The 15,219-nt window shown below is 69.8% G+C and carries 3 protein-coding genes; 2 read left to right on the top strand and 1 reads right to left on the bottom strand.

Translation table 11 applies throughout. From position 1 onward, the window contains the following. On the top strand, positions 1-11,520 hold an 11,520-nt coding region (locus AC5I49_RS00980), incomplete at its 5' end, for an amino acid adenylation domain-containing protein (RefSeq protein WP_495788705.1). Between the two features lie 185 nt (positions 11,521-11,705). Beyond that, positions 11,706-14,105, top strand: a complete 2,400-nt coding sequence (locus AC5I49_RS00985) for a TonB-dependent siderophore receptor (protein ID WP_043790281.1) — start codon at positions 11,706-11,708, stop codon at positions 14,103-14,105. Positions 14,106-14,181: 76 nt separating this feature from the next. Here AC5I49_RS00985 and AC5I49_RS00990 read toward each other — a convergent pair whose 3' ends face one another. Then, the gene (locus tag AC5I49_RS00990) at positions 14,182-15,216 is read right to left on the bottom strand and encodes a FecR family protein (protein WP_495788706.1); all 1,035 of its coding nucleotides are present in this window, start codon (positions 15,214-15,216) and stop codon (positions 14,182-14,184) included. Positions 15,217-15,219: the final 3 nt, after the last annotated feature.

The following is a 15,219-nucleotide window of genomic DNA, read 5'->3' on the forward strand; positions in this document are numbered from 1 at the left end:
CTGGACCCGCGCGTGCAGCGCATCGATGTGCGCCGCGCGCCCATGATCCGCGCCGTGGCGGCGCAGGATGCGCCCAACGGGCGCTGGCTGCTGCAGCTGCTGACCCACCATCTGGTGCTGGACCACACGACGCTGGAACGCATCGTCGAGGAGATCGCGCTGATGGCCCAGGGCCGCGAGGCGGAGTTGCCCAGGCCCCTGCCGTTCAGGCGCTTCGTGGCCCAGGCCCGCCTGGGCGTGAGCACCAGCGAGCATGAGGACTTCTTCCGCGCCATGCTCGGCGGTGTGGACGAGCCCACGGCGCCGTTTGGCCTGCTGGATGTGCAGGGAGACGGCAGCGCGGTGGAGGAGGCCAGGCTTGCGCTGGATGCACCGCTGTCGCGCGAGCTGCGCCGGCAGGCGCAGCGCCATGGGGTGAGTGCAGCCAGTCTGTTCCACCTGGCCTGGGCGCTGGTGCTGGGCAGGACCACGGGCAAGGATGACGTGGTGTTCGGCACCGTGCTCTTTGGCCGCATGCAGGGCGGGGAGGGAGCGCACAGCGCGCTGGGCATGTTCATCAACACGCTGCCGCTGCGCATACGGTTGGGCGGTCGGCTGGGCGGGCGCAGCGTGCAGGAATGCCTGCGCCAGACGCATGAGCTGCTGACGGGGCTGATGCACCACGAGCACGCCACGCTGTCGCTGGCGCAGCGCTGCAGCGCTCTGGCGGGGGGGACGCCGCTGTTCTCGGCACTGCTCAACTACCGCTACAGCGTGGCCCCGCAAGAGGGGGGCGCAGCGGGCGCGTGGGAAGGCATGACGGCGCTGGGCGGACAGGAGCGCACCAACTACCCCGTGACCGTGTCCATCGATGACCTGGGCGAAGGCTTTGGCATCGTGGCCCAGGCCGATGCTGCTCTGGGGGCTGAACGGCTGTGTGGATACATGGCGGCGGCCGTGGCCTCCCTGGTCCACGCGCTGGAAAGCGAGCCCGGCCTGGAGGCTGCGGCGCTGGACATGCTGGACGGCAAGGAATGGGCGCAGCTGCAGGCCTGGAGCCTGGGCGCCCGAACCGAACCGGGGATGCAGCCCGTGCACCGGTTGATCGAGCGCCAGGCCCAGGCACGGCCGGATGCCGTGGCGCTGGTCTTTGGCGATCAGGTTCTGAGCTACGACCAGCTCAACCGCCGCGCCAACCAGCTGGCACACCGGCTGATGGCCCTGGGCGTGAGGCCGGAGACCCGGGTGGGCATCGCCATGGAGCGGTCCATCGAGATGGTGGTGGGCCTGCTGGCCATCATGAAGGCCGGTGGCGCCTATGTGCCCCTGGACCCCGATCACCCGCCCGAACGGCTGGCGCAGATGATCGAAGACGGCGCCGTGCGGCGCCTGCTCACCCACAGCGCGCTGCGCGAGCGCCTGCCCGCAGGCGAGGATCTGCAGTGGCTGGACATCGACCGCATCGATGTGGCCGGTGAATCTCAGCGCAACCCGGTGGTTGCCGTGCATGGGGAGCATCTGGCCTATGTGATCTTCACCTCGGGCTCCACGGGCCGTCCCAAGGGCGCGGCCAACCGGCATGCGGCCCTGCACAACCGGCTGGCCTGGATGCAGCAGGCCCATGCGCTCGATGCCTCGGACGCCGTGCTGCAAAAGACACCGTTCAGCTTCGATGTGTCGGTCTGGGAGTTCTTCTGGCCCCTGATGGCCGGCGCCCGGCTGGTGATGGCCGCGCCTGGCGATCACCGTGACCCCGCAAGGCTGGTGGCGCTGATCACGGGCCATGGCGTCACCACCGTGCACTTCGTGCCTTCCATGCTGCAGGCCTTTGTGGCGCACGCGGGCGTTGCAGCATGCACGGGCCTCAGGCGCATCCTGTGCAGCGGCGAGGCCCTGCCGGCCGAGGCGCAGAACGCCGTCTTCAGGCTCCTGCCCGGAGCCGGTCTCTACAACCTCTATGGCCCTACCGAGGCGGCCATCGACGTCACCCACTGGCGCTGCCGCGACGACGGGCGGCGCCAGGTTCCCATCGGCCAGCCCATCAGCGGCATCCGCACCTATGTGCTGGACTGCGCCATGCGGCCGGCGCCACAGGGCGTGGCCGGCGAGCTGTACCTGGGCGGCACGGGCCTGGCGCGCGGCTATCTGAACCGCCCCGCACTGACGGCCGAGCGCTTTGTGGCCGACCCGCTGGACACGCAGGGCGGCCTGCTGTACCGCACGGGCGACCTGGTGCGCTGGAACAGCGAGGGCCAGATCGAGTACCTGGGGCGCCTGGACCACCAGGTGAAGATCCGCGGCCTGCGCATCGAGCTGGGCGAGATCGAGGCCCATCTGCTGGCTCAGCCCGGCGTGCGCGAGGCCGTGGTGGTCGCGGCACAAGCCACGTCGGGCGCGGCGGGCGCACGCCTTGTCGCCTATGTGGCCGGCCCGGACGCCGATGCGGGGCTGGCCGAAACCTTGCGCCAGGCGCTGGCCCGGCGGCTGCCGGACTACATGCAGCCTTCGGCCATCGTCGTGCTGCCTGCGCTTGCGCTCAATGCCAACGGCAAGGTGGACCGCAAGGCCCTGCCGCAGCCCGAATGGGCGCAGCGTGGATACGAGCCGCCGCACAACGGGGTCGAGCAGCAGCTGTCGGCGATATGGGCCGAGCTTCTGGGGCAGGACCGCGTGGGGCGGCGCGACAACTTCTTCGAGCTGGGCGGACACTCGCTGCTGGCCATGGGCATGCTGGAACGCATGCGCGCGCATGGCCTGTCGGCCTCGGTACGCAGCCTGTTCCAGCATCCGCAGCTGGCGGATTTTGCGGCGCAGCTGATGCAGGCGGACGGCGCCGCCCAGGTGCAGGTGCCGCCCAATGGCATTCCCGAAGGCTGCACGGCCATCACGCCCGACATGCTGACGCTGGTGGCGCTGGACGTGCAGGAGATCGCACGGGTCGAGGCCGCCGTGCCCGGTGGCGCGGCCAACATCCAGGACATCTATCCGCTGGCGCCGCTGCAGGAAGGCATTCTGTTCCACCACACGCTGCACCCGCAGGGCGACGCCTATGCCACGCCCACACTGCTGGGCTTCGACACGCGCGAGCGGCTGCTGGGCTTTGTGCAACGGCTCAACCGGGTCATCGCACGCCACGACATCTTGCGCACGGCCGTGCTGTGGGAAGGGCTGGCCGAGCCCGTGCAGGTGGTCTGGCGGCAGGCACAGGTGCTGCTCGACTGGCTGGAGGAGAGCGAAGGTGAAGGGGAAGGAACGGATGTGGCCAGCCGGCTGCAGGCCGTGCTGGACCCGCGCGTGCAGCGCATCGATGTGCGCCGCGCGCCCATGATCCGCGCCGTGGCGGCGCAGGATGCGCCCAACGGGCGCTGGCTGCTGCAGCTGCTGACCCACCATCTGGTGCTGGACCACACGACGCTGGAACGCATCGTCGAGGAGATCGCGCTGATGGCCCAGGGCCGCGAGGCGGAGTTGCCCAGGCCCCTGCCGTTCAGGCGCTTCGTGGCCCAGGCCCGCCTGGGCGTGAGCACCAGCGAGCATGAGGACTTCTTCCGCGCCATGCTCGGCGGTGTGGACGAGCCCACGGCGCCGTTTGGCCTGCTGGATGTGCAGGGAGACGGCAGCGCGGTGGAGGAGGCCAGGCTTGCGCTGGATGCACCGCTGTCGCGCGAGCTGCGCCGGCAGGCGCAGCGCCATGGGGTGAGTGCAGCCAGTCTGTTCCACCTGGCCTGGGCGCTGGTGCTGGGCAGGACCACGGGCAAGGATGACGTGGTGTTCGGCACCGTGCTCTTTGGCCGCATGCAGGGCGGGGAGGGAGCGCACAGCGCGCTGGGCATGTTCATCAACACGCTGCCGCTGCGCATACGGTTGGGCGGTCGGCTGGGCGGGCGCAGCGTGCAGGAATGCCTGCGCCAGACGCATGAGCTGCTGACGGGGCTGATGCACCACGAGCACGCCACGCTGTCGCTGGCGCAGCGCTGCAGCGCTCTGGCGGGGGGAACGCCGCTGTTCTCGGCCCTGCTCAACTACCGCTACACCGCAGCGCCGCAGGAGACGGAGGCAGCGGGCGCAGCCTCGGGCGCGTGGGAGGGCATGACGGCCCTGGGCGGACAGGAGCGCACCAACTACCCGGTGGACATGTCCATCGATGACCTGGGCCAGGGCTTTCGCCTGGTCGGGCAGGCCAGCAAGACCGTGGGCGCGCAGCGCCTGTGCGCCTACATGCTGGCCGCCGTGGATGGCATTGTTGCGGCCCTGGCCGAAACGCCCGCGTTGCCGGCCTGCGATATCGAGCTGCTGGACCGGGACGAATGGGCGCAGCTGACGCAATGGGCGCATTCGGGGCAGTCCGGATGCAACCCGCCGCGCCGCGACGCCCAGCCCCTGGTGCACAGGCTGTTCGAGCAGCAGGCGGACGAGCAGCCCCAGGCCACGGCCCTGGTCTTTGGCGACGAATGCATCAGCTATGCGCAGCTCAACCGGCGTGCCAACCGCCTTGCGCACCGCCTGATCGCCGAGGGCGTGGGCGCGGAGGTGCGCGTGGGCATTGCGGTGGAACGCTCGGTGGAGATGGTGGTGGCCGTGCTGGCCGTGCTCAAGTCGGGCGCGGCCTATGTGCCCCTGGACCCCGGCTATCCGGCCGAGCGCCTGGCCCACATGGTCGAGGACAGCGGCATGGCCTGCCTGCTCACGCAGTCCCGCCTGGGGCTGGAGGTGGCCGGTCGCGTGAAGGCGCTGGACCTGGATGCCATCGGCGCGATGCCGGGGCCCGACCACAACCCCGGCGCCGCCGTGCATGGCGAATGCCTGGCCTATGTGATCTACACCTCGGGCTCCACCGGCCGGCCCAAGGGCGTGGGCATCTCCCACCGCTGCCTGGCCGAGCAGGCGCAGCTGGCCGTCGGCTTTGCCGCGCTGTCGCCGCAGGACCGCGTGCTGCAGTTCGCCACGCTGAATTTCGATGGCTGCATCGAGCAGCTGTTCGCGCCCCTGGTGGCCGGCGCGGCCATGGTGCTGCGCGGGCCCGAACTCTGGGACAGCGCCACCTTCCACAGGGAACTCATGGCCAGGCAGATCAGCGTGGCCGATCTGACCACCGCCTACTGGCTGCTGCTGGTTCAGGATTTCGCGCGCCAGGGCCTGCGCGGGTACGGGCGGCTCAGGCAGGTGCATGTGGGCGGCGAGGCCATGCCGGGCGCCGGCCTGAAGGCCTGGCGCGATGCCGGGCTGGGCCATGTGAGGCTGCTCAATGCCTATGGCCCGACCGAGGCCACCGTCACGGCCTCCCTCTTCGACTGCACCGGCCTGGTGGAAGGCGCCGGCGCGGCGCCCCAGGACCTTCCCATAGGCCGGCCTCTGGCGGGCCGGCACATGTGGGTGGTGGACGACCGGATGCGCCCCGTGCCCCTGGGCGTGGCCGGTGAGCTGTGCATAGGCGGCCCCCTGCTGTCGCGCGGCTATCTGAACCGGGCAGGGCTCAGCGCGGAGCGCTTTGTCGCCGACCCCTTCGGCCGCGATGGCGCAAGACTCTATCGCACGGGCGACCTGGTGCGCTGGAATGCGCAGGGCCAGCTGGAGTACCTGGGGCGGGTGGACCACCAGGTCAAGATCCGCGGCCTGCGCATCGAGCTGGGCGAGGTGCAGGCGCAACTGCTGGCGCTGGACGATGTGCGCGAGGCCGTGGTCGTGGCCGGCGAGGGACCGGCGGGCACGCGGCTGCTGGCCTATGTGTCTGCCCGCAGCGGGCGGACCCTGGACGGGCAGGAGATGCGCGAGCGCCTGGCCACGGTACTGCCCGACTACATGGTGCCGGGCGCCATCATGGTGCTGGACCAGTTGCCGCAGAACGCCAACGGCAAGCTGGACCGGCAGGCCCTGCCCGCGTTCGGCATGCCAGCCGCCAGCCAGGCGCCCGAGGGCGAACTGGAGGCGCTGCTGGCCCGTATCTGGGCCGAGGTGCTGGGCCTGGAGCGGGTGGGGCGCAGCGACAACTTCTTCGCGCTGGGCGGTGATTCCATCCTCAGCCTGCAGATCGTCTCGCGCCTGCGCCGCTTCGGCTGGAAGCTGTCGCCACGGCAGCTGTTCGAACGGCAAAGCATTGCCGAGCTGGCGCGTGTGGCCGAGCCCGTGCAGGACGAGGCCGTGCAGCAGGACACACCGGTCCAGGGAAGCGTTCCCCTGCTGCCCATTCAGGCGGAGTTCTTCGAAACGGACGTGCCGCAGCGATCCCACTGGAACCAGGCCCTGCTGCTGCGCAGCACGCAGCCGCTGCAGCCTGCGCCGCTGCGCCAGGCCCTGGCCGATCTGCTGGCCCGGCACGACAGCCTGCGCCTGCGCTTTCGCCTCACGGCGCAGGGCGCCTGGGAGCAGGCCTACGCAAGCCCGTCCGAGGCCGACCTGCAGGCACTGCTGTGGGTGCGCCAGGCACGGGATGCCGGCGCGATCGAGGCCTTGTGCGAACAGGCGCAGCGCAGCCTGGACATCGTCCACGGGCCGCTGCTGCGCGGGCTGTGCATCGAGGTGGGCGACGGCAGCTGGCGCCTGCTGCTGGTGGCCCACCATCTGGTCGTCGATGGGGTCTCCTGGCGCATCCTGCTCGAAGACCTGCGTTCGGCCTATGCCAGCCGGCTGCAGGGCCTGGAGCCCGCCAGGGTCCACAAGACCGCCAGCTACCAGCGCTGGTCGCAGGCGCTGCAGGCCCATGCCGCGCAATGCGGCGGCGAGCTGGCCTTCTGGCAGGCGCTGGCCCAGGTGCCTGCCGTCCTTCCCTGTGCCCGCCCCGGGGGGGCCAACACCCTGGCATGGCAGTCCAGCGTCGAGCTGCGGCTGGACCGCGAGCGCACCGAGGCCCTGATCAGCCGCGTGCCGGCGGCCTACAGGACGCAGATCAACGACATCCTGCTGGCCGCCCTGGGGCGCGCCCTGTGCGCGTGGAGCGGGCAGCAGCGCATCCTCGTGGACCTGGAGGGGCATGGCCGCGAGGAGCTGTCGGCCGGCGTGGACGTCTCGCGCACCGTGGGCTGGTTCACCAGCGTCTTCCCGGTGGCGCTCGATGCAGGCACAGGCCCGGGCGACGCGATCAAGCGCGTCAAGCAAAGCCTGCGCGAAGTGCCGCTGCACGGCCTGGGCCATGGCGTGCTCAAGTACCTGGGCACGGCGCAGCAAAGGCAGGCCATGCAGGCCTTGCCCCGGGCCAGCCTGGTCTTCAACTACCTGGGGCAGTTCGATGCAAGCTTTGACAGCGCGGCCCAATGGCTGCCGGCTGCCGAGGGCAGCGGCATGCCGGCCGACGCCTCGGCGCCGCTGTCGCACGAGTTCACCATCAATGGCCGCGTCTACGACGGCGAGCTGGTGATGACGGCCGCCTTCAGCACGGCCCGCCACGACACCGCCGATGTGCAGGCCTGGATGGGGCGCTACCGGCAGGAGCTGGAAGGGCTGATCGACCACTGCCTGAGCGGCGCGCAGGGGGTGACGCCCTCGGACTTCCCGCTGGCCCGGGTCACGCAGGCGCAGCTGGACGGCCTGGACCTGCCTGCGGGCAATCTGGCGGACCTCTATCCGCTGTCTCCCATGCAGTCGGGCATGCTGTTCCACAGCCTGTCCGATCCCTCGGGGCTGTCCTATGTCACCCAGCTGCGAATCGACGCGCATGGCCTGGATGCCGCGCGCTTCCGAAAGGCCTGGCAGGCGGTGCTGGACCGCCATGCCGTGCTGCGCAGCGGCTTCCTGGCCGATGCGTCCCTGCCGCTGCAATGGGTGGCCCGGCAGGTCCTGCTGGACATCACCGAGCATGACTGCCGGCACAGCGAGGATGTGGCGGGGGCCCTGGATGCCCTGGCCGCCGGGCAGTTCGCGGCCTTCGACCTCAGCAAGCCGCCGCTGATGCGGCTGGCCCTGGTCCGGGTGTCCGATGGCAGCCACCACTGCATCTGGACCGCCCACCACCTGCTCACGGACGGATGGAGTTCATCGAGCCTGCTGGGCGAGGTGCTGCGCGACTACAAGGGCATTGCCGTGGAGCCCGTGGACACCAGCTACCGCGACTACATCGCATGGCTGCAAGGCCTGGACCACGGGGCCAGCGAGGCCTACTGGAGGCGCCTGGTGCAGCCGCTGCACGAGCCCACCTTGCTGGTGGATGCGCTTGCCCGGCCTGCTGTCCGGCCTGGTGCCTTGCCTGCAGCCCGTCAGGGGCACCACGAGGCCGGCGCCGCGCTGGATGCCGGTGCCACGCAGCAGCTGGTGGAGTTTGCCCAGCGCGAGCGCGTGACGGCCAACACCCTGGTGCAGGCCGCATGGTCGCTGGTGCTGGCGCGGTACACGGGCCAGGCCACGGTGGCCTTCGGGGCCACGGTGGCTGGCCGCCCGCCCGAGCTGGCCGGCGTGGAAAGAATGCAGGGGCTGTTCATCAACACCTTGCCGGTGGTCGTGGCCTGCGACGGCGCGCTGGAGCTGGGCCCCTGGCTGCGCACGCTGCAGGCACAGAACCTGGCCTCGCGCGAGCATGAGCAGACGTCGCTTTCGGACATCCAGCGCTGGGCGGGCAAGGGCCAGCGCGGCCTGTTCGACAGCATCCTGGTGTTCGAGAGCTACCCCATGGATGCGGTGCTGTCCGCGCATGACGACCCGCATCTGCGGTTTGCGGTGACGCATGCCATCGACGTGACCTCCTATCCCATGGACCTGGAGGTGCGGCTGGGCGATGTGCTGTCGCTCAAGATGATCTACCAGCGGAGCAGCTTCGGCGATGACGCCGTGCAGGCACTGCTGCGGCAACTGGTGCAGGTGCTGGCGTCCATGGCGGGCGAGGGCATGCACTGCCTGCGGGACATTGCCTTGCTGCCCGAGCCCGGCCGCGATGGGCCGGGGGGCACAGGCACGGGCACGGGCACGGGCACGGATGCCTGCCGCCCGCCGTTCCTGCCCGTGCATGCCGGCATGGCGCTGCAGGCGCGCCGGGACCCGGGCGCGGTGGCGCTGCTCATGGGCGAGCAGACCATCAGCCATGGCGAGCTGCAGGCGCGCAGCAACCATTTCGCCAACCGCCTGGTGCAGGCCGGCGTGGGGCGCGGCGCCATCGTCGGCATCGCCATGGAGCGTTCGCTGGAAATGGTGATCTGCCTGCTGTCCGTGCTCAAGGCCGGAGCGGCCTACCTGCCCCTGGACCCTGCGTCGCCGGCCGAACGCCAGAGGTTCATGCTGGCAGACAGCGGTGCCTCCCACCTGATCGCCCACAGGGCGGCGCTGCACAAGCTGGGCACGCCGGCCGTGGCCCATCTGGTGGTGGCCGAGGAGGTGGACTTCACCCAGGCCTGCAACGCGGCGCCGGCCCATGCCGTGCACGAGCGCGACCTGGCCTATGTGATCTACACCTCGGGCTCGACCGGGCAGCCCAAGGGCGTGGTGGTCGAGCACGGGCCGCTGGCCATGCACTGCGCGGCTACGGCAGGGATCTACGGCATGCGGGCGAACTCGCGCGAGCTGCATTTCATGTCCTTCTCGTTCGACGGCGCGCATGAGCGCTGGCTGACTGCCCTGAGCATCGGCGCCGGCCTGGTGCTGCGCGAGCCGCAGATGTGGACGGCGGAGCAGGCCTGCGAGGCCCTGCGCCACCACGGCATCTCCAATGCCGCGTTCCCGCCGGCCTATCTGGCGCAGATCGCGGACTGGGCCGCAGAACAGTCGCAGGAGCCGCCGCCGGTGGAGTTGTACGTCTTCGGTGGCGAGGCCATGCCCAAGGCCGCCTACGACAAGGTGCGCCTGAGCCTGCGCCCGCGCCTGCTCATCAACGGCTACGGCCCCACCGAGACGGTGGTGACGCCGCTGATCTGGAAGGCCGAGGCCAGCGAGACCTTCGACTGCGCCTACGCCCCCATCGGCCGGCCCGTGGGCGAGCGCACGGTGCACATCCTGGATGCCGACCTGCACCGGGTGCCGCACGGCGTCGTGGGCGAGCTGTACATCGGCGGCTACGGCCTGGCGCGCGGCTATCTGTCGCGCCACGGCCTGACGGCCGAGCGCTTCGTCGCCGACCCCTTCGACGGCGGTGGCGGCCGCCTGTACCGCACGGGGGACCTGGTGCGCGAGATGCCGGACGGCAACATCGAGTACATCGGCCGGGCCGACCACCAGGTCAAGATCCGGGGCTTCCGCATCGAGCTGGGCGAGGTCGAGAAGGCCGTCCGGGCCGTGCCCGGCGTGGTCGATGCCGCCGTGCTGGTCCAGGATGCCGGTACAGGCAAGCAGCTGGTGGCCTATGTGGTGGGGGAGGAGGGCACCGCCGCGCAGTCCCTGGTCCAGCGCATCCGCCAGCAGACAGGCGAGCACCTGCCCGACTACATGCTGCCGGCCCATACGCTGGTCCTGCCCGCCCTGCCAAGACTGGTCAGCGGCAAGCTCGACCGTGGTGCGCTGCCGCTGCCGCAGGCAGATGCCGGGCGGGTGCACGTGCCACCGTCCACAGCGTCGGCCATGGCGCTGGCCCGCATCTGGCAGGAGGTGCTTGGCGTGGAACGCGTGGGCGAGACCGACAACTTCTTCGAGCTGGGCGGGGACTCCCTGCTCAGTCTCAGGATGCACGCCAAGGTGCGCAAGCTGGGCGATCCGCAGTTGGACTTCAAGCTGCGCGACCTTCTGCAGCGGCCCACCATTGCCGGCCTGCTGGAGCTTCGCTCAGCCGGCGCCGGTGGAGCTGGGGGCGTCGTGGCGCTCAACGCCGTGTGTGAGGCTGCGCCACCGCTGTTTTGCGTGCATGCCGGGTTCGGCACGGTGTTTGACTACCAGCCGCTGGCGCGGGCACTGCAGGACCGGCGCACCGTCCACGCCATACCCTGCCGCAGCCTGGGCGATCCCGGCTACCGCGACCGCTCGCTGGAGCAGATGGCCGACGACTACTGCGCGATGGTGAGGCAGGTACAGCCCGCCGGCCCCTACCACCTGCTCGGCTGGTCCCTGGGCGGCAGCCTGGCGGCCTTGATCGCGGCCCGGCTCGAAGGCCAGGGGCAGACGGTGGGTTTCCTGGGGCTGGTGGACCCGTTCGTGCCTGCTGGCGATGCGGCCGGGTCCCCGTCGTGGTGGGATGACTTCCGGCTCTTCGTCTCGCAGATGCTGCCCTTGGCGCGCATCGAGGACCTTGCGGACATCGATGCATCGGTGCCGCCCCGCGCCGATCTGCTGGCTGCCGCGCTGGGCCGCGAAGCTGCAAGGCAGGGACCGGGGGGGCCCAGCGGCCATGCCTGCATGGACGGCGCCGACCTGGCCCAGGCCTTTCTGACCACCCTGCACCTGAAGCACCTGGCGCTGCAGGCGCAGGCCCTGGCGCCCGTGCAAGCGGCGGCAAGCCTTTGGTGGAGCGATGAAACCGCGGCCGGGCACCGGCTGCGGCTCGCGCAGCAGCTGCGCCAGGAGGGGGCCGAGGGGGTCGAAAGGGCCGAAAGGGCAGAGGGCGCGGTGATCCGCGCCGACCACTACGCCATCATGAGGAACGAGGGGCTGACGGCCGAAATCCTCGACGCCTTGGCGCTGGAGTACGCGCTGGACTGAGGGGCAACGGCGGCCGGGGTGCCTCCCCCGGCCCGCCCCGTCCCGGGTCTTTTTCGTGAAAACCGGGTTACACCTTGTCTCCATTTTTGCGCGCAGAACGTCTTTGGAATGCACAACAACCCGGGCGGAGGTCCGTGCCCGGTTGGTAACCAGTCTCATTCAATGCCTTTGGAAATTCTTCGACCATGCCTTCCTTGCCCCGTCAACATCTGCTGAGCCTGGCCCTTGCCACGGCCTTTGGTTCCGTCTCGTTCTGGAGCACCGAGGCGGTGGCCCAGGCCACAGGGCAGGAGGCTGCCCAAGTGTTCGATATCCATGTGCCGGCCCAGGCCCTGGCTTCGGCCATCAACGAGCTGTCCCGCCAGACGGGAACCCAGATGTTTGCCGCAGGCGACCTGGTGGCCGGGCTCAGTTCCCGCGCCGTCAACGGCCGCCTGACATCGGAGCAGGCCTTGCGGGAGCTGCTGGCCGGCACGTCCCTGGAAGCCATCAGGATGAACAACGGAGGCTTCGCCATCCGCCGTCCCGCGGTCTCCGGCGCGACCTTGCCGACCATCAACGTCACGGACAGCGAAACCGCAGCCGGCCCCGTGCAGGGCTATGTCGCCCGGCGCAGTTCAACGGGCACCAAGACCGATACGCCCATCCTGGAGACACCGCAGTCCATCACGGTCATCGGCGCCCAGGAGATCGAGACGCTGAAGTCGCAAAGCCTGCAGGATGCGCTGGGCTACGCGGCCGGCGTTACCCGCGCCGAGGGCCTGGACCGGACCTCGGACAGCCTGTACCTGCGCGGATTCCGCACCACGGGCATGTACCGGGACGGCAGCCTGTTCACGGCCAACATCTACGACGGACGGCAGGAGCCCTACGGCCTGGAGCGCATCGAGCTGCTCAAGGGCGCCTCTTCGGTGATTTTCGGCTCGGTCTCCCCGGGCGGCGTGGTCAACACCGTGAGCAAGCGGCCCACCACGGAAAAAATCCGGGAGCTGAACATCGACGCCGGAAGCTTCGGGCGCAGGCAGGTCTCGGGTGATTTTGCGGGCGCCCTGGACGACGAGGGCAAATGGTCCTACCGGCTGGTGGCGCTCAAGCGCGACAGCGACAGCTTCATCGACCGTGTCCCCGATGACAGAACCTATGTCGCCCCATCGCTCAAGTGGCAGCCCGATGCGAACACCTCGCTGACACTGTTGGCCGAGGTCCAGAAGGACCGCACCACCTACGTCTACGGGCTGCCCGCCTACGGCACCCTGCTGCCCAACATCAATGGACAGATTCCCCGCAACCGCTTCATCGGAGAGGCGGGACGGGACAAATTCGATCTGGACCGCTACTCCATCGGCTATCTCTTCGAACATGCCTTTTCCGAGAAGCTCAAGCTCAGGAACAGCATGCGCTACTACAACGCAAAGAGCAGCTACTTCAGCACGGACGGCTGGGGCCTGTCCGCCGACCAGCGCTCGGTGGTGGAGCGCTACTACCAGCCGCGCTGGGACCGCTCGTCGGCCTTCGTGACCGATACCTCGCTGCAGTACCAGCTGGACCAGGGCCGCATCAAGCACACCATGCTGGTGGGCTTCGACTACGCCCTGCCAAAGCACGAGACCGAGCGCTATGAACAGCAGGCCGCCGACCTCGATGTCTTCAACCCGGTCTACGGCAAGCCGGTGGGGCCTGTCTCCCCCTACTACCGCTCGTCCTGGAAGAACGACTACAAGCGCCTCGGCATCTATGCGCAGGACCAGATCAAGATCGATGACAAGTGGGTGGTCCTGCTGGGCGGCCGCTATGACAAGGTCCGCTTCAACGAGACGAACTTCTTCACCGGGGACGTGAGCGCGGCCAATGAGAAAAGCTCGGCCTTCACAGGCCGGCTGGGCGTGGTCTATCTCGCCGCCAATGGCCTTGCCCCCTTCTTCAGCTACAGCGAGTCCTTCGAGCCCACCCAGGGCCAGGACCGCCTTGGATCGCGGTTCAAGCCCACGACGGGGCAGCAGTACGAGGCCGGGGTCCGCTACCAGCCCAGCGGCTCCCGGGCCATGGTTTCGGCAGCGGTCTTCCAGCTCACCCGCCAGAACCTGCTCGTGCCCGATCCCCAGGACGCCAGCAGGGCGTTCAACATCCAGGCCGGGGAAGTCCGTTCCCGCGGCTTCGAGCTGGAGGCGCGAAGCTCCATCGGCCGCAATGTGAACATCATTGCCGCCTATGCCTACACGGATGCGCGCACCACGCAGGCAAGCCCCCTGCAGCCGGACGAACTGGGCAAGCGCTCCATCGGCGTGCCCTACAACCAGATATCGCTGTGGGGCGACTACAGCTTTGGAGACTTCGGGCTTGCCGGCCTCAAGGTGGGCATGGGCGCCAGGTATCTGGGCCAGACACGCGGCCTGGCCTATGGCGTTCCCGTCTCGCTGCCGGCGTTCACCCTGGTGGATGCCATGGTCAGCTACACCACCGGACCCTGGCGCTTCGCCCTGAACCTCACCAACCTGACCGACAAGACCTATATCGCCAGCTGCTCCTACGGCTGCTTCTACGGCGAGCCCCGCAAGGTGATCGGCACGGCCACCTATCGCTGGTAAGCGGGCATGGGCCATGGGCCACGGCTGGAGCGATCCGGCCGTGGCCTTTTCTTTGTCGGGGAACCGAAGGCGCCGTTCAGAGCGCCTGCAGCTGCACGCTGCCATCGGCCTGCGCGCGCACCCTCAGCGGCAGGATGGAGGGCAGCACGGCCAGCAGGCCGGCCGAGTCATTGGCGCGAAAGCGCCCCGTCAGGCGCAGCGCGGCCACGCGCGCATCGGCGGCTTCGATGGGCTGGGTGCGGTAGGCGTTGACGGTGGCCAGGGCCTCGGCCAGCGGGGTGTTCTCGAAGACCAGCCAGCCTTCGCGCCAGGCGGACAGCGTGGCGGCATCGGCCTGGCGCACGGCCTCGGGCTGGCCATTGCGGATGTCCACCACCTGGCCTGGCAGCAGGTCCAGCGTGGCCGCCGCCTCGGTCGTCGGATCCTGCGCATCCCTGCCCAGCACGCGGACCCTGACATGGCCATGCTCCACGCCCACCGTGACCGTGCCGCCACGGTCGCGCACGGTGAACACCGTACCCACGACCTCGATGCGCGCCTCGCGCGTGATGACCTCGAAGGGGCGGTCGGGGTCCGATGCCACTTCGAATCGCGCTTCCCCGCGCGACATGGATACGCTGCGGCGCTGGCGGTAGAGCGTCACGGCAATGGCGCTCTGGGGCGCCAGCTCGATGCGGCTGGCCTGCAGCGGCGCCTTGCCGTCGGCCAGCGTGACCTTGAGCATCTGCGAGTTGCGCGTGGCATAGGCCGAGGTGTGCAGGGGCTGCTGCCAGTACCAGTAGGCGCCCCGGCCCGCCAGCGCGCCGGTGCCCAGCAGCCCTGCAAACGACAGCAGCAGCTTGCGGCGCCGGACGGTCTGGGTGGAGCGCGAGGCGCTGTCCGCCAGCAGGGCGGTTTCCTGGAATTGCTCGCGCAGTCCGCCGGACAGGCCGCCGAGCATGTTCCAGCGCAGGTGCGCCTCGCGTGCGGCGGCATCGTGCCGGGCTGATTTCCCGCGCCATGCGCCCAGGGTCAGGCGTGCCTGGTGGGCCACCGGGTCGGGAGCGATTTCGCTTTGAACGATCAGCGTCAGCGCATGCTCGACCATGCGCTCGCTAGGTGCACTTGCCATGGA

It is taken from the genome of Delftia sp., from assembly GCF_059499305.1.

Bases quoted from the DNA above. Each gene is read 5' to 3' on its own strand.
- AC5I49_RS00985 (WP_043790281.1), top strand. From the start codon at position 11,706: ATGCCTTCCTTGCCCCGTCAACATCTGCTGAGCCTGGCCCTTGCCACG.
- AC5I49_RS00990 (WP_495788706.1), bottom strand. From the start codon at position 15,216: ATGGCAAGTGCACCTAGCGAGCGCATGGTCGAGCATGCGCTGACGCTG.